Below are 15,290 nucleotides of genomic sequence, written 5' to 3'. Positions count from 1 at the left end.
CTGCATCACAGGCGGCCTCCTGTCCGGAAAGGCAGGGGGACGACGACGGCGACCCTCGCCTTTTCGGTGAGGGTCGCCGTCGTCGTTCATTTCCGCTGACAGCAGGTCAGCGGGAGTTGATCAGGACTCGCCGCCCGCATTGCCGGTGGAACCGGCGTTGACGTTGTGCAGCTTGTACTTCTCGATTGCCTGGGCCGGGGCCTGGGCATCAACTTCGCCGCGGCGTGCCAGCAGTTCCAGGGAACGGACCACGATGGAGTGGATGTCGTTCTTGAAGAAGCGGCGGGCAGCTGCACGGGTGTCGGAGAAGCCGAAGCCATCCGCACCCAGCGTGGCGAACTCGTTCGGCACAAACTGGCGGATCTGGTCCGGGACGGCCTTCATGTAGTCCGAGACCGCAACCACGGGTCCTGTGGCGCCGGCAAGCTGCTGGGTCACAAACGGAACACGGGCGGGCTGGCCCGGGTTCAGGAAGGCCTCCTCCTCGGCGGCCATGCCATCGCGGCGCAGTTCGTTCCAGGACGTGACGGACCAGACGTCGGCGGAGACGCCCCAGTCCTCGGCGAGCAGCCGCTGGGCTTCGATGGCCCAGGGAACCGAGACACCGGAGGCCAGGATCTGGGTCCGGGGACCGTCGATCTTCGCCGGAGCCAGGAGGTAGATGCCCTTGAGGACACCTTCCACGTCGAGCTCTTCGGGCTCTGCGGGCTGCGTGATGGGCTCGTTGTAGACCGTGATGTAGTACATCAGGTTCCGGTCAGCCGAATCGGGCCCGTACATGCGCTCGATGCCGTCCCGGATGATGTGGCCCATCTCGTACCCGTAGGCGGGGTCGTAGGTGACCACTGCCGGGTTCGTGGAGGCCAGCAGCGGGGAGTGGCCGTCGGCGTGCTGGAGGCCTTCGCCGGTCAGTGTGGTCCGCCCGGCGGTGGCGCCGATGATGAACCCGCGGGCCATCTGGTCCCCGGCGGCCCAGAAGGCGTCGCCGGTGCGCTGGAAGCCGAACATGGAGTAGAACACGTACACCGGGATCAGCGGTACGCCGTGGGTGGCGTAGGCGGTGCCGGCGGCGGTGAACGCTGCGACCGCGCCGGCTTCATTGATGCCGGGGTGGATCAGCTGGCCCTGGGCCGATTCCTTGTACGCGAGGACGAGGTCCCGGTCCACCGACAGGTAGTTCTGGCCCTTGGGGTTGTAGATCTTGGCCGTGGGGAAGAATGCGTCCATGCCGAACGTGCGGGCCTCATCGGGGATGATCGGCGCGATGTGCTTGCCGAAGTTCTTGTCCCGCATAAGGTCCTTGAGGAGCCGGACAAACGCCATGGTGGTGGCCGCCTGCTGCTTCCCGGAACCGCGCTTGGCAACCTCGTACGTTTTTGCCTCCGGGAGGGCGATCTCCTGGTGCTTGGAGCGGCGCTCAGGAACAGAACCGCCCAGCTGGGCGCGGCGTTCCATCATGTACTGGATCTCCGGCGCATCGGTGCCCGGGTGGAAGTACGGGGGCTGGTACGGGTCCTTCTCCAGCTGCTCGTCGGTGACCGGAATCCGCAGGTGGTCGCGGAACTTCTTCAGGTCATCGAGGGTGAGCTTTTTCATCTGGTGGGTCGCGTTGCGGCCCTCGAAGTGCGGTCCGAGTCCGTAGCCCTTGACCGTTTTGGCCAGGATCACGGTGGGCTTGCCCTTGAATTCGGTGGCAGCCTTATACGCGGCGTAGACCTTGCGGTAGTCGTGGCCGCCGCGCTTGAGGTTCCAGATCTCGTCGTCGGAGAGGTCCGCGACCATGTCCTTGGTCTGCGGGGTCTTGCCGAAGAAGTGCTCGCGGACAAACCCGCCGGATTCTGCCTTGTAGGTCTGGTAGTCACCGTCCGGGGTCTCGTTCATGATCTTCACGAGCGAGCCGTCGGAGTCCTTGGTGAGCAGGTCATCCCACTCCCGGCCCCAGACGACCTTGATGACGTTCCAGCCCGCGCCGCGGAAGAACGCTTCGAGTTCCTGCATGATCTTGCCGTTGCCGCGGACGGGACCGTCCAGGCGCTGGAGGTTGCAGTTGATCACGAAGTTGAGGTTGTCGAGGTTCTCGTTGGCGGCGAGCTGGAGCAGGCCGCGGGACTCGGGCTCGTCCATTTCGCCGTCGCCCAGGAACGCCCAGACCTGCTGGTCGCTGGTGTCTTTCAGGCCGCGGTTGTGCAGGTACCGGTTGGACTGGGCCTGGTAGATCGCGTTCATCGGGCCGATGCCCATGGAGACCGTGGGGAATTCCCAGAAGTCTGGCATGAGGCGCGGGTGCGGGTAGGAGGAGAGCGCGTGGCCTTCCTTGGACTTTTCCTGCCGGAATCCGTCCAGGTCCTCCTCGGCGAGCCGGCCTTCCATGAACGCGCGGGCGTACATGCCGGGGGAGGCATGGCCCTGGAAGAAGACCTGGTCACCGCCGCCGGGGTGGTCCTTGCCGCGGAAGAAGTGGTTGAAGCCCACCTCGTACAGGGTGGCGGCCCCGGCGTAGGTGGAGATGTGCCCGCCCACGCCGATGTTTGGCCGCTGGGACCGGTGCACCATGATGGCGGCGTTCCAGCGCATGTACGCCCGGTACCGGCGCTCGAACTCCTCGTTGCCGGGGAAAGGAGCTTCCTGATCCACCGGGATGGTGTTCACGTAGTCCGTGGTGGTCACCATCGGCACGCCGACGCTCTGCGCGCCGGCGCGCTGGAGCAGGCTCCGCATGATGTATTGGGCACGCTCGGTGCCCTGTTCCTGAATCAGGGCATCCAGGGACTCCAGCCATTCGGCGGTCTCTTCCGGATCACGATCAGGCAGCTGGTTTGTCAACCCGCTGAGGATATGGGAGGTCTCTTCTCCTGCAGCCACGTCCAACCTCTCTTTGCGCGCATGCATCGGCGCCCACATGCCGGGCAGGGTGACTGTCCGGCATGAATGCGACGTGTGCGACGTATCGGTTACAACAGCCCGGTCATGTGCGCCGGGCAGGGTCCTATCACGCCTATGTCTGCCATTGAGTTCCAGGCGGTCGCCCCGCAGGCATAGTTGTCACCAGTCACTCTAGCTGTGACTCCAGCGCGATGCGTAGCCGCGTCCATGGCGTCCCTGTTGTATTTCGCCGTCATACTGGTTGTGTGACGAAAGCCGCTGCAACGCAGGCTGACGGCGCCGGATGTGACGCAGAATATGGCGGATCGCGGTGGTGGCAGCTTGAAGCGCAGGCACAAAGGGTGTTGGCTGGGAGTAATGGAAATCACTATGCGAATTGCATGTATTAGGCATTGGAGGAACACGTGAGCGAGGCCGACGCCGCCACTTCGGTAAATGTGGCGGAAAAATTGGGTTTCAAAAACGGGGATCTGATTCAGGAGTTCGGTTACGACGACGACGTCGATTTCGACTTACGTGACGATATTGAGGACCTGACAGGGTCCGAGCTCCTGGACGAGGACGATCACGACGTTGTTGACGCCGTCATTTTTTGGTGGCGGGAGGGCGACGGGGATCTGGTAGATAGCCTCATGGATTCCCTGACCACCCTGAGTGAAACCGGGGTTGTTTGGGTGTTGACGCCAAAGTCCGGGCGCACCGGGTACGTGTCGCCGGCGGAAATCCAGGAAGCGGCGCCCACTGCGGGCCTGCACCTCACCACCTCGGCAGGTGTGTCAAAGGACTGGAGTGCCACCCGCCTGGTCAGCAGGAAGAACAAGTGACGGCAGCTCTTGCCGTAGCCGGGCAGACTGTTCCGGCGGTGGGGGAGCTTGCCCCGGACTTTGAGCTGGTAAACCAGTTCGGAGAACCTGTCCGGTTATCGACTTTCCGCGGGCAGAACGTTGTGCTGGTGTTTTATCCGTTTGCATTTTCGGGTGTCTGCACCGGCGAGCTCTGCGAAATCCGGGACAACCTGGCCGCGTTCGAGGATGCCAGGGCCACTGTCCTGGCCGTGTCTGTGGACAGCAAGTTCAGCCTGCGGGCCTATGCCGAGAAGGAAAGCTACGGCTTTGACCTTCTGGCCGACTTCTGGCCGCACGGCGCTGTCGCCACCGCGTACGGTGTCTTCGACCCGGAGAGCGGTATGGCTGGGCGCGGGACGTTCATCATCGATGCAACCGGAACAATCCGCTACGTCGTGGTGAATCCGCGTGGGCAGGCCCGCGAGCTCGCCGAATACCAGGATGCTCTGGCAGGTCTGGAACAGGCCTGAAGCCGCATGGACCAGCAGCGGCACGGCATCGGCCTGACGGGCTTCGCCAGCCTGCCGGCAGCCGCTGACCCTGCTGCGCTGTCCAGTACGGACCTTCAAGGACTGGAACGCGTCAAGGAGTTGTTGTCCGGCAACCGACTGGTGCTGCTGACCGGCGCCGGGCTGAGCACCGATTCGGGCATACCGGATTACCGCGGGCCGGACGCCGTGCCACGGTCGCCCATGACGTACCAGGAGTTTGTGCGTGACGCCGCCAACCGCCAGCGCTATTGGGCGCGGAACCATATCGGCTGGTCCCACTTGCGGCACGCAGATCCAAACCCTGGGCACAGTGCGGCCGCAGAACTTGAGCGGCGGGGCCTGCTCGCCGGGTTAATCACGCAGAACGTGGACCGGCTGCATGAAGACGCCGGCAGCCGGAATGTCATTGACCTCCACGGCCGTTTTGACCGGGTGGTCTGCCTTGAATGCAAACGCACCTATACCCGCCGCATGCTGGCGGGGGTGCTCGACGAACTCAATCCCGGCTTCCTGGCGCGCGCCACAACGTCCGGCCTGGTGGAAATGGCGCCCGACGCCGACGCCACTGTTGAGGACATGGCTCTGGTCAGCAGTTTTGTGGTCGCCGCCTGCCCCGCCTGCGGCGGAATGCTCAAGCCCGACTTTGTCTACTTCGGCGAGAACGTGCCCAAGGAACGCGCGGAAGCCGCCTACGCGATGGTGGACAGTGCAGAGGCATTGCTTGTTGCCGGATCATCGCTGACCGTGATGAGCGGACTGCGGTTCGTCCGTCACGCGGCGAAGGACGGCAAGCCTGTGGTGATCATCAACAGGGGCGATACCCGGGGCGACCAGTACGCCACCATCAAGCTCGACGCAGGCGTCAGCGAGGCACTGACCTGGCTCGCCGCCGAACTCCCCGATCTTTGACCGTTCGGGGCCGATCGTGTCGATTGGCTTTTCGTCCCGCCCGTCAGGTAGAGTTTATGTTCGTTGGTTGACGCGCTGAGGTGCGAAAAACTGGCAGTTTGGGTCTTTAGCTCAGCTGGTAGAGCGCCACGTTTACACCGTGGATGTCATCGGTTCGATCCCGGTAGGACCCACCACCAACCCCGTTGTTCCTGGCCCGAGTGGCCGGGAACGGCGGGGTTTTTGTTGCACAGTGGAGCACGTCGGCTCGACATCGGTTCCCGGGCTTGCTTCGAAGCCGGTCATCGACATTGTCCTGCTCGTCAAAGACTCCGCCGCTGAGGAAACGTACATCCCCCAGCTTGAGACCGTCGGGTTCCTTCACCACCTCCGCGAGCCGGGGTGGTTCGAACACCGCCTGTTGAATCACAAGGTTCACGAGGTGAATTTGCACGTGTTCACCGCTGGATGCGAGGAAGCAACGCGCATGATCCGGTTTCGGGACTACCTCCGAAGTGACCAGGACGCCCGGATCGAATACGAACAGCTCAAACGTAGGCTGGCGGATCAGGATGGACTTTCATGCAGGACTACGCAGACGCCAAGGGTTCAACAATCCGTGCCATCCTGGCTCAATTCCGCTAGGGCGCCATATTGTCGGTGGCTGTCCCTAGTGTTCCCGCTATGGAATATGTGGTGATGAAGACGGCCAAGGACGGCAGCCCGACGGCGGTGGTCAGCAACGGCAGGGAGTGGGCCGTCGGTGCCGAGGCAGTGAGATGGTTTGAGCGTGTGAGCTGGTGGGAGGCGCAGCGGCGTATGCCCAAAGGGTTGGGCCGCGTGGACGTTGAGGTCTTGCAGGTCCAGGTGCGGCTGGGCCGCAATCCGCAGTCCGCGCTGACCACCATGGTGCTGGAGCGCGACGGCCTTGGTGGCGGCTGGAGGCTGAGGGAATCCGTGGTGGACGTCGCCTGAACCCGGCGGCCAAGCCCGCGAAAACATTCAGGCATTGGAAAACCCTCCACCGCGACTATTGGGGGATGCCGCGGTGGAGGGTCTGAAATGAATATACCGTGAACTTCCTGAAACAAACAAATGCCAGGCGAACCGGGGTACGTGGCGCGGCGGACGGCGCCTTGGCCCGGGCCCTGAATCACCGCTAAGCCATTATGATGGTTACTGTTCAGCAGAATGAACGCATCTACGCGAAGCGCTCCGGCGTGCCGATCGAAGGAGAATCATGGCCGATTCCCGCACCTCCCGCTCCTCCGAGGGTTTGGGGAGCACATCGCCGGCGCCGGCGGTCACGCGTGCCGCCGCCGTCATGGACGCCTTGTCAGCCTCTGCGACGGGGCGGCTGACACTGAGCGACCTGGCCCGCGAGCTGGGTATCCCCAAGTCGTCCACCTCCAACCTGTTGCTGGCGTTGGAAGAAGCCCGGCTGATCAGCCGCCAGGGCGCCGAATTCACGCTGGGCCGCAAGCTCGTGGAACTCGGCGCCGCCTATCTCAGCCGGCTCGACGAAGTACAGGAGTTCTACCGGTTCTGCGAGCAGGCGCCGACCCTTTCCGGGGAGACAGTACGCATAGCCATGCTGGACGGAACCAACGTGATCTATTTGGCCCGCTACGAGGGCCATCCGGCGGTCCGGCTGACGTCCAACATCGGTGACAAGATGCCGGTGTCCCTGTGTGCCGTGGGCAAGGCCCTGATTGCCCGCCTTCACGACCACGACGTCGACGCAATGTTTTCCGATGACGCCCAGCTTCCGGTGCTGACCCCGAAGTCCCTCCGCACCGGGGCCGAATTGAAGGCGCAGCTCACAACCATCCGTGAACAGGGCTATGCGTTCGAAGATGAGGAATCCACTACTGGAGTGGTCTGCCTGGCTGTGGCCGTGCCTACGCGCGGTGCCCACGGCCCGAGCCTTGGTTTGTCAGTCACGGCCCTTAAGGCCACATACTCCGCGGAGCAGGGTTCCCGGATGGTCAAGGAACTGAACGAGCTGGCGCGGTCCCTGGGCAACCCAATGGGCTGAGTGTCCGCGCTCTGGCGGCCCTATTTAACGTTCATCACCCCGGTTGTGAACAAAATATCCGTCAACCACTTGCTACGTGTTCAACTTGCTGTACTCTGTTCAGTATAGTGATCGACGCCACGGCGTGTCCTCGCTATCCCACCAGGCCAACGGGGGCCTGGAGTGTTTTTGAGGGAGTTCTTGTGACAACTCGTACTAAATCACCGCAGACTGACATGGACGGCGCCGCCGTCGATCCGGAGCAGCTGCGAAGGGCAACTCTTGCCAGCTCAGTAGGCTCCGCACTGGAGTACTACGACTTCTACATCTACGGCCTCGCCTCGGCCTTGATCTTTGGACCGCTCTTCTTCTCACCGCTGGGGGAAAGCGGCGCCGTGATCGCGTCGTTCGCCACCTATGGTGTGGGCTTCGCAGCCCGGCCGTTCGGCGGCATCGTCTTCGGCTACATCGGTGACCGGTTCGGCCGGAAGATGGTCCTGATCCTGACCATCGGCCTGATGGGCATGGCCAGCTTCGCCATCGGGCTCCTGCCCACCTTTGAACAGGCGGGAATGGTCGGCGCGGTGCTCCTGGTTGCCCTTCGAATCCTTCAGGGCCTGGGCGCCGGCGCCGAGCAGGCAGGCGCCACCACCCTGATTTCAGAAGTGGCCCCGCGCCGCCGTCGTGGATTCTTCGCCGCACTGCCGTTCGTCGGCATCCAGCTGGGCACCCTGCTCGGCGCAGGCACCTTCGCCCTGATGGCACTGGCCGACAAGGAAGTGCTGCAGGGCTGGCTGTGGCGCGTTCCGTTCCTGGCGAGCGTCATTCTGATTGTCATCGCGGTCTTCATCCGGCTCCGACTCAAGGAAACGCCGGTGTTCCAGGAACTGGAAAAGCACAAAGCCGTGGCCAAGAACCCCGTCGTGGAGATCTGGAAGCACTCGAAGAAGAACGTGCTCATCGGCATCGGCCTGCGGATGGGTGAAAACGGAAACTCCTCCATTTACTCCGCCCTCCTGGTGTCCTTCATCAGCATGCCCGCCGGAATCTTCGCCGGCGACAAGTTCATCGGCCCCACCGGCCTCCTCATTGCCGCTGGATTCGCAGCGGTCATGGTGGTCACCTTCGGCGCCCTTTCCGACCGCTTCGGACGCGTTCCTGTATACCGCTACGGCGCCCTCTTTCAGGCCGTCATCGCCCTGCCGGCCTTCTACCTGGTCACGCTCGGCAACGTCACCCTCGTCTGGGTGGTCATGGTGGTGGGCATTTCACTCGGCGTGCAGTCCATGCTCGGTCCGCAGTGCGCCATGCTGCCGGAACTCTTCGGCTCCCAGCACCGCTTCACCGGCGTGGCGCTGAGCCGTGAACTCTCAGCCGTCCTGGCCGGCGGATTCGCACCCATGATCGGTGTGGCCCTCCTGGCTGCGACCGGCCATTCCTGGCTGGTTCCCGCCATCTACTCCCTGGTCCTGGCGCTGATCTCCTTCGGCACCACCTTCTTCACCCCGGAAACCAACGGCCGGGACCTGCTCCTGGTGGAGGACGCACGCTAGGCACTCCACCCACGCAATAGGCGGCCTCCACTTGATGGGGAGGCCGCCTATTTCCGTGCCGCTCGTTAATTGGGCGCCGCCCAGCATGAATGCGTAACTTTTGGCCGCCGACGCGACGCCGACGCAGCCGCCGACACAAAGAGCCCCTGCTGCGGATTCCTGGTTCTAGGATCCACGGCAGGGGCTCTGTGGTGCCGGCCGGGGCCTGCGCCTTAGTAGAAGTGGACCGGGTCCACCAGGTGGGGGAGGTCGCCGCCGTTGAGGAACGTGCGCAGGTTGCTGCAGAAGCGCTCCGCGATCAGGCGGTTCTCCGCAGCACTGAGCGCCGAGGTATGCGGCGACACCATAACCTTGGGGTGGTTCCACAGCGGGCTGTCCTGGGGCAGCGGCTCCACGGCGAAGACATCAAGGCAGGCGTAGGAAACCTGGCCGTTGTCCAGGGCCTCCAGCAGGGCGTCCTCGTCCACCACGGTGCCGCGGCCGACGTTCACAAACACCGTTCCCGGCTTCATCGCTGCAAATACGTCACGGTTGAAGAGCTTCTCCGTGTACGGCGTGCCGGGCAGCGTATTGACGACGGCGTCCGCCAAGGCGAGCAGCCCGGCCAGTCCGTCGTTGCCGGCAACCTGTTCGATTCCTTCGAGCGGCTCAACATTCCGCTTGGTGCCGCTGACCGTCATGCCCAGGGCGCGGGCGATCCGGGCGGTCTCCAGGCCGATTTCGCCCAGGCCGGTCACTACCAGCGTGGAACCGCTGACCAAACGGGTGGGGGTCCGAAGCTCGGGCCACACCTTGGCCGCCTGGTCCTGGGCCAGCTCAGCGCTGCGCTTGAAGCCGTTAAGGATTCCCAGGGCAGCGAATTCTGCCAGCGGCAGGGCGTGGACTCCGGCGGAGGTGGTCACCTTGAATTTGAGGAGGGTTTCCTGGTCCAGCCCGGATGCCTTGACAGCGCCGCCGGCGCCGGCGGCCATGGCGTGGACCCACTGGAGCCGTGGATTCTCGCGCGCGATGCGGGCCAGGCCCGCGGGGCTCTCATTGGGCAGGCCGTACAGCACCTGCGCCTTGTTGAGCATGGCCCAGTACTGCTCCTCCTGCGCGGGAGTGCGTTTGAAGTCCGGATCCCCGGAGTGGTCGGCCGGAAAACGCTCGGGCGGAAGCAGGTCCGGCTCATAGAGGACAGTTACGGAGGGGTGTACGGCGCGGATGCGGTCCACCAGCTCTGCTTCGAGCGGGACGGCGATCGCGACGGTGGTTAGAGTCGTCATAGTGTTCATCATACTGAATAGCGGCTAGGATATTGGACAGATTTCCCTTCATTAACCACACAACGATGTGAGTCGAGGCCTAGATATGGAAGACAGAACAGCGGGCTTTGTAGGCCTGGGGCTGATGGGGTTGCCCATGGCAGCGAATCTGGTCCGTGCCGGCTGGGCGGTCACCGCCTGGAACAGATCCGATGGTCCCCTCCAGGAGTTGGTGGCGCAGGGTGGCCACTCCGCGCCCGACGTTGCATCCCTGCGGGACCTGCCAATCATCGCCTTTATGCTTCCGGACCTGTCCTTCATCGAGGAGGCCTCGGCGGGGTTGCTGGCGAGCTGGGATGAGAATCCGCCGCAGGCCGGCACTGCCGTGGTGGTCGCAAGCTCAGTCTCACCGGCGAAGGTCCAGGACTTCGGGCGACGGGTTCACGCGGCAAGCCGCGGCCGCGCCACAGTAGTGGACGCCCCGGTCAGCGGCGGGACCAAGGGCGCCACCGACGGCACCCTGGCCATCATGGCCGGCGGTACCGCGGACGACTTCCGGCGGCTCGAGCCCTTCTTCAACGCGATGGGGACAACCGTCAGGCACATGGGCCCACTGGGCGCGGGGTCGCTCGCCAAGGCCTGCAACCAGCTCATTGTTGGAACCACGACGGCGGCGCTCGCCGAAGCGGCCGAGCTCGCCGAGCGCTCCGGGATGGATCCAGCGGCGCTTTTCGGCGTCCTGGCCGGCGGCCTTGCGGGCAGCCGTGTGCTGGAGAACGTGGGACCGCGTCTGGCCCGGAAGGACTACACACCAACAGGCCCGGCGAAATTCATGCATAAGGACCTGTCCTTTGTGCTCGAATCAGCCCGGGCGGCCGGCGCTGCCGTGCCGATGGCGGCTGCCGCCGTGGAGCTTTACGCCGACCTCAAGCGGCAGGGCCTTGGCCATCAGGACCTTGCCGTGGTCCGCCAGGCCATTTCGAATCTGAGCGACAACACCGATATCGCGGAACCTGTGGGTGCCGCAACGAAAGGGACGGCTGCACCATGAGTGGACTTTTTGATTTGACGGGGCGGGTTGCCCTGGTGACGGGTTCGAGCCGGGGGATTGGCAACGCGTTGGCGCGGGCGTTGGCTGATGCCGGGGCGACGGTGGTGTTGAACGGGATTAATGCGGAGCGGTTGAAGGCTGCCGAGGTGGCGATGGCCGCGGACTTCGCGCCGGGGCGGGTCCATAGTGTCTCGTTTGATGTCACGAGTGATGCCGAGGCGGCCCGGGGTATTTCGTGGGTGGAGGAGCAGGTGGGTCCGTTGCAGATCCTGGTGAACAATGCCGGGATCCAGCACCGGGTGCCGATGCTGGAGCTGGATGTGGCGGATTGGGAGCGGGTGATCAGGACGGATCTGACGAGCGCGTTCCTGGTGGGGCGTGAGGCCGCCCGGCACATGATCCCGCGCGGCAGGGGCAAGATCATCAATATCTGTTCGGTGCAGACGGACCTGGCCCGGCCCACGATCGCCCCGTACGTGGCGGCGAAGGGCGGGTTGCGGAACCTGACCCGGGCCATGACGGCGGAGTGGGCGGGGTCCGGGCTGCAGATCAACGGGATCGCCCCGGGCTACATCCACACCGAGATGACGCAGCACCTGGTGGACGATGAGCAGTTCAACACCTGGATCCTGGGCCGGACCCCGGCGCACCGGTGGGGCACGGTCCAGGACCTGGCCGGCCCGGCGGTATGGCTGGCCTCGGACGGGTCGGACTTTGTGAACGGGCAGACCATCTTTATCGACGGCGGAATGACGGTGGTGGTCTGATGCGCGCGAACACAACACCGCCCGACGCAGCCGTCACCGGGTCTGTCCTGCCTGTTTCCGCGGTGCCCGTTTCAGCCCTGCCGGTGTCGGGTGCGGCGGTGGTGGCGTATGCGGCGGGGGATCTGCGGATCGAGGAGGTCCCGTTGGCGGCACCGACCGCGGACGAGGCGGTGGTCGAGGTTGCGTATGGCGGGATCTGCGGGTCGGACCTGCATTACTGGCTGCACGGCGCGGCGGGGGAATCCATCCTGAAGGCGCCGCTGGTGCTGGGGCATGAGATTTCCGGGACCGTGGTCCGGGCCGCGGCGGACGGGAGCGGACCGGCCGCGGGCGCCGCGGTTGCGGTCCACCCGGCCACCCCCGGCCCCGGTGCGGGGGATGTGCGGTGGCCGACGGACCGGCCCAACCTCTCCCCGGGCTGTACGTACCTGGGCAGTGCGGCGCGGTTCCCGCACACCGAGGGCGCATTCGCCCGGTACGTGAACCTGCCCGCGAGGATGCTGCGGGCGCTCCCGGCCGGCCTGGATCTGCGGACCGCGGCGCTGATCGAGCCGGCCTCCGTTGCCTGGCACGCCGTCGGACGGGCCGGGGATGTGGCCGGCAAGAGCGTGCTGGTGATCGGCTGCGGCCCGATCGGTGCGCTGGCGGTCGCGGTCCTCAAGCGTGCCGGCGCGGCACGGATCACCGCCGTTGACGTCCATGCCAAACCGTTGGAGATCGCCTCCGCCGTCGGAGCGGATCACACCCTGCAGGCCGGGGACACGGACGCGATCGCGGCCGTGCAGGCCGATGTGGTCATCGAGTCCTCGGGCAGCCACCGAGGCCTGGCCTCAGCCATTCAGGGTGCGGGGCGGGGCGGGACCGTGGTCATGGTCGGGCTACTGCCCACCGGACCCCAGCCTGTCCTGGTTTCCCTGGCAATCACCCGGGAACTGGACCTGCGCGGGTCCTTCCGCTTCAACGACGAGATCGACGACGTCATCACCGCACTCGCCGACAGCACCCTGAACATCGGCCCCGTCATCACCCACGAATACCCCCTCAGCCAAGGACTCAAGGCCTTCGAAACCGCCAAAAACTCCGCCGCATCAGGAAAAGTCCTCCTCAACTTCCAACCGGAATAGCACGATAAAGGACGCGCTGGTTCTCGCTGGTTCTGGGCGTTGTCAGGTCCGGCGGACCGGGATAAACACCCGGGGCTGGTCCGTCCAGGTTCCGGACAGCCGGGAGGTGGTGCGGCGCATGATCTGTTCGGACGCGTCCCGGGCCGTGGCGGCGTCCCCGGCGGCGACCGCTTCGGCCAGATCGACGTGCCACTGGAGCGCCCCCTCGTGGGGGTGGTCCGGCATCAGTCCGTGGACAGTGCGCCCCGTCAGGGTCTCCGCCACCTGCCCCATCAGGTTGGCGAACATTTCGTTGCCAGACCCGGAGAGCAGGACCGAGTGAAAAGCGATGTCCAGCTCCAGGAACTTCTGTGCGTCCCCGGAGTGGCCGGCGTCGCGGAGTGCATGGGCAATGTCCACCAGTTCCCGCCGCAGCTGCGCCGGTGCATTGTTTGCTGCCAGTTCGGCAGCGGCGGGCTCGACGGCGGAACGCAGTTCGATCAGTGACCGCAGCTGGGCGCCGCGGGCGTCGCTGGACAGCCGCCAGCGGATGACCTGGGAATCGAAGGGGTTCCAGCGGCTCGGCGGCAGCACGCGGATGCCCACCCGCTTGGTGGTTTCCACGAGGCCCAGGGACTGAAGGACCCGCACAGCCTCGCGGACCACGGACCGCGAAACCTTCAGTTCTTCCTCAAGGTGCTCGGCCAGCATGATGTGTCCGGTGGGCAGCTCGCCCGTGATGATCCGGGTGCCAAGGTTCTCAATGGCACGGTGGTGCAGGCTGGTCGACATGGACTCAAGCCTAAACTGGGATTGACTGGCCCCGTTCCACAAAGTGGGCACCGCTTCCCTCAAGCCGATTGAATATATATGCTTTATTAGGATCCATCGGTTCGTGACAGCGTGCTTCGCAGCGAACGCGGAGCCATCTGCACATCCATTGCACAACGAAATTGGAGTTTTGATGTCTGCACACATCGGTGTCACCGGCCTCGCGGTGATGGGCGCCAACCTGGCCCGCAACCTGGCCCGCAACGGCTTCACCGTTGCCCTGCACAACAGGTCCGTCGAAAAGACCGACGCGCTGCTCGAAAAGCACGGCACGGACGGCGACTTCGTCCGCACCGAAACGCTGCAGGAACTTGTTGACTCGCTGGAGAAGCCCCGCCGCGTCCTGATTATGGTCAAGGCCGGCAAACCGGTTGACTCGGTCATCGAGCAGCTTGAACCCCTGCTGGAAGCCGGCGACATCATCATCGACGCCGGAAACTCCCACTACGAGGACACCCGCCGCCGCGAAGCCGCGCTGGCGAAGAAGGACCTGCACTTCGTCGGCATCGGCGTCTCCGGCGGTGAGGAAGGTGCCCTGAACGGCCCGTCCATCATGCCCGGTGGTTCCAAGGAGTCCTACGACGCCCTCGGCCCGCTGCTCGAAAAGATCTCCGCGCACGTCGACGGCAAGCCCTGCTGCGCCTGGATCGGCACCGACGGGGCCGGCCACTTCGTCAAGATGGTCCACAACGGCATCGAATACGCCGACATGCAGGTCATCGGCGAAGCCTTCGACCTCCTCCGCTCCGGCGCCGGCATCGAACCCGCTGACCAGGCCAAGATCTTCGAAGAGTGGAACAAGGGCGAGCTCGCCTCCTTCCTGATCGAAATCTCCGCCGAGGTCCTGGGCCACGTTGACACCCGCACCGGCAAACCGTTTGTCGATGTTGTGGTGGATGCCGCAGGCCAGAAGGGCACCGGACGCTGGACGGTCATCTCCGCCCTGGAGCTTGGTTCCCCGACGTCGGGCATCGCCGAGTCTGTCTTCGCCCGCGCCCTGTCATCGCAGTCCGAGCAGCGCAAGATCGCCCAGGAGCTCCTCGTCGGTGAGGAAATCGCCGTCGACGTTCCGGACACCTTTGTTGAGGACGTCCGCCAGGCGCTGTACGCGTCCAAGCTGGTTTCCTACGCCCAGGGCCTGGACATGCTGACCTCAGCAGCCAAGGAATACGGCTGGGACCTCAAGCTGGACGAGATCGCTTCGCTGTGGCGCGGCGGCTGCATCATCCGTGCAGAGCTGCTCAAAGAAATCACCAACGCCTACGCCGCCGAAGACAAGCCGGCCAACCTGCTATTCGCCCCGGCGTTCACGAAGGCCATCGCCGAGGTCCTGCCGGCATGGCGCCGCGTGGTCTCCACCGCCGTCCAGCTCGGCATCCCCGTGCCGGTCTTCTCCTCTTCACTGGCCTACTACGACGGCCTGCGCCGCAAGCGCCTGCCGGCCGCAGTGATCCAGGGCCAGCGTGACCTCTTCGGCGCGCACACCTACGGCCGCGTCGACGCCGAGGGCACGTTCCACACCCTGTGGGGCGAGGACAAGTCCGAAATCGAAGCAGTGGACACGCACTAATCCCCATGCTCTGATTGCATCAAGCTGCAAACCCTGCGGCCGGCACT

General features: G+C 64.8%; 14 protein-coding genes and 1 tRNA gene. 12 read left to right on the top strand and 3 right to left on the bottom strand.

Features of this window, described 5'->3' with window-relative positions:
* Nucleotides 1-120: 120 nt before the first annotated feature.
* A complete protein-coding gene (gene aceE / locus NG701_RS07325) occupies nucleotides 121-2,889 on the bottom strand; it encodes a pyruvate dehydrogenase (acetyl-transferring), homodimeric type (RefSeq protein WP_252565826.1) in 2,769 nt (922 codons plus the stop codon).
* 398 nt (nucleotides 2,890-3,287) lie between these two features.
* Between aceE and NG701_RS07320 the strand changes: the two genes are divergently transcribed.
* The 8 genes from NG701_RS07320 to NG701_RS07290 all read left to right on the top strand — a co-directional run bounded on the left by NG701_RS07320 (nucleotide 3,288) and on the right by NG701_RS07290 (nucleotide 8,677).
* Nucleotides 3,288-3,707, top strand: coding sequence for a DUF3052 domain-containing protein (locus NG701_RS07320; protein ID WP_248760175.1), 420 nt, complete (start codon nucleotides 3,288-3,290; stop codon nucleotides 3,705-3,707).
* A complete protein-coding gene (locus tag NG701_RS07315) occupies nucleotides 3,704-4,198 on the top strand; it encodes a peroxiredoxin (RefSeq protein WP_252565822.1) in 495 nt (164 codons plus the stop codon). Before NG701_RS07320 ends, NG701_RS07315 begins: the two co-directional genes overlap by 4 nt.
* Nucleotides 4,199-4,204: 6 nt before the next feature.
* The gene (locus NG701_RS07310; RefSeq protein WP_252565819.1) at nucleotides 4,205-5,128 is read left to right on the top strand and encodes an NAD-dependent protein deacetylase; all 924 of its coding nucleotides are present in this window, start codon (nucleotides 4,205-4,207) and stop codon (nucleotides 5,126-5,128) included.
* Between the two features lie 100 nt (nucleotides 5,129-5,228).
* A tRNA-Val gene (locus NG701_RS07305) sits at nucleotides 5,229-5,304 on the top strand.
* Nucleotides 5,268-5,807 (top strand): GrpB family protein, encoded by a 540-nt coding sequence (locus tag NG701_RS21355; RefSeq protein ID WP_374208662.1) that lies wholly within the window; start codon nucleotides 5,268-5,270, stop codon nucleotides 5,805-5,807. The genes NG701_RS07305 and NG701_RS21355 overlap by 37 nt, the downstream gene beginning before the upstream one ends.
* A complete protein-coding gene (locus tag NG701_RS07300; protein ID WP_252565815.1) occupies nucleotides 5,792-6,082 on the top strand; it encodes a hypothetical protein in 291 nt (96 codons plus the stop codon). Before NG701_RS21355 ends, NG701_RS07300 begins: the two co-directional genes overlap by 16 nt.
* Nucleotides 6,083-6,347: 265 nt before the next feature.
* A complete protein-coding gene (locus NG701_RS07295) occupies nucleotides 6,348-7,145 on the top strand; it encodes an IclR family transcriptional regulator (protein ID WP_252565811.1) in 798 nt (265 codons plus the stop codon).
* Between the two features lie 215 nt (nucleotides 7,146-7,360).
* On the top strand, nucleotides 7,361-8,677 hold the full coding sequence (locus tag NG701_RS07290) for an MFS transporter (protein ID WP_252566153.1): 1,317 nt from the start codon (nucleotides 7,361-7,363) through the stop codon (nucleotides 8,675-8,677).
* 212 nt (nucleotides 8,678-8,889) lie between these two features.
* Here the strand turns inward: NG701_RS07290 and NG701_RS07285 are convergent, their stop codons facing one another.
* Nucleotides 8,890-9,954 carry a D-2-hydroxyacid dehydrogenase gene (locus NG701_RS07285; protein WP_308291988.1) on the bottom strand — a complete coding sequence of 355 codons (1,065 nt, stop codon included), beginning with the start codon at nucleotides 9,952-9,954 and terminating at the stop codon, nucleotides 8,890-8,892.
* A 73-nt stretch (nucleotides 9,955-10,027) separates the two neighbouring features.
* Between NG701_RS07285 and NG701_RS07280 the strand changes: the two genes are divergently transcribed.
* From NG701_RS07280 to NG701_RS07270, 3 genes are read left to right on the top strand one after another with little or no spacing between them, the layout of a single operon-like run.
* On the top strand, nucleotides 10,028-10,972 hold the full coding sequence (locus tag NG701_RS07280; RefSeq protein ID WP_252565805.1) for an NAD(P)-dependent oxidoreductase: 945 nt from the start codon (nucleotides 10,028-10,030) through the stop codon (nucleotides 10,970-10,972).
* Complete coding sequence (locus NG701_RS07275) at nucleotides 10,969-11,739, top strand: SDR family oxidoreductase (RefSeq protein WP_252565802.1); 771 nt, start codon at nucleotides 10,969-10,971, stop codon at nucleotides 11,737-11,739. The genes NG701_RS07280 and NG701_RS07275 overlap by 4 nt, the downstream gene beginning before the upstream one ends.
* Nucleotides 11,739-12,863, top strand: coding sequence for an L-idonate 5-dehydrogenase (locus NG701_RS07270; protein WP_256472334.1), 1,125 nt, complete (start codon nucleotides 11,739-11,741; stop codon nucleotides 12,861-12,863). The genes NG701_RS07275 and NG701_RS07270 overlap by 1 nt, the downstream gene beginning before the upstream one ends.
* A 42-nt stretch (nucleotides 12,864-12,905) precedes the next feature.
* Here the strand turns inward: NG701_RS07270 and NG701_RS07265 are convergent, their stop codons facing one another.
* The gene (locus NG701_RS07265; protein WP_252565799.1) at nucleotides 12,906-13,634 is read right to left on the bottom strand and encodes a FadR/GntR family transcriptional regulator; all 729 of its coding nucleotides are present in this window, start codon (nucleotides 13,632-13,634) and stop codon (nucleotides 12,906-12,908) included.
* Between the two features lie 172 nt (nucleotides 13,635-13,806).
* Here NG701_RS07265 and gnd point away from each other — a divergent pair, with 172 nt between their 5' ends.
* Nucleotides 13,807-15,243, top strand: coding sequence for an NADP-dependent phosphogluconate dehydrogenase (gnd, locus tag NG701_RS07260; protein WP_252565796.1), 1,437 nt, complete (start codon nucleotides 13,807-13,809; stop codon nucleotides 15,241-15,243).
* Nucleotides 15,244-15,290 lie beyond the last annotated feature (47 nt).

It is taken from the genome of Pseudarthrobacter cellobiosi (assembly GCF_023913815.1).
Lineage (GTDB): Bacteria > Actinomycetota > Actinomycetes > Actinomycetales > Micrococcaceae > Arthrobacter > Arthrobacter cellobiosi.
Note: the sequence above shows the minus strand (reverse complement) of the source record. Positions and strands in the feature narration are given on the sequence as shown.

Coding starts and splice junctions, on each gene's coding strand:
- aceE (WP_252565826.1), bottom strand. CDS start 2,889: ATGCATGCGCGCAAAGAGAGGTTGGACGTGGCTGCAGGAGAAGAGACC.
- NG701_RS07310 (WP_252565819.1), top strand. CDS start 4,205: ATGGACCAGCAGCGGCACGGCATCGGCCTGACGGGCTTCGCCAGCCTG.
- NG701_RS07300 (WP_252565815.1), top strand. CDS start 5,792: ATGGAATATGTGGTGATGAAGACGGCCAAGGACGGCAGCCCGACGGCG.
- NG701_RS07295 (WP_252565811.1), top strand. CDS start 6,348: ATGGCCGATTCCCGCACCTCCCGCTCCTCCGAGGGTTTGGGGAGCACA.
- NG701_RS07290 (WP_252566153.1), top strand. CDS start 7,361: ATGGACGGCGCCGCCGTCGATCCGGAGCAGCTGCGAAGGGCAACTCTT.
- NG701_RS07285 (WP_308291988.1), bottom strand. CDS start 9,954: ATGATGAACACTATGACGACTCTAACCACCGTCGCGATCGCCGTCCCG.
- NG701_RS07280 (WP_252565805.1), top strand. CDS start 10,028: ATGGAAGACAGAACAGCGGGCTTTGTAGGCCTGGGGCTGATGGGGTTG.
- NG701_RS07275 (WP_252565802.1), top strand. CDS start 10,969: ATGAGTGGACTTTTTGATTTGACGGGGCGGGTTGCCCTGGTGACGGGT.
- NG701_RS07270 (WP_256472334.1), top strand. CDS start 11,739: ATGCGCGCGAACACAACACCGCCCGACGCAGCCGTCACCGGGTCTGTC.
- NG701_RS07265 (WP_252565799.1), bottom strand. CDS start 13,634: ATGTCGACCAGCCTGCACCACCGTGCCATTGAGAACCTTGGCACCCGG.
- gnd (WP_252565796.1), top strand. CDS start 13,807: ATGTCTGCACACATCGGTGTCACCGGCCTCGCGGTGATGGGCGCCAAC.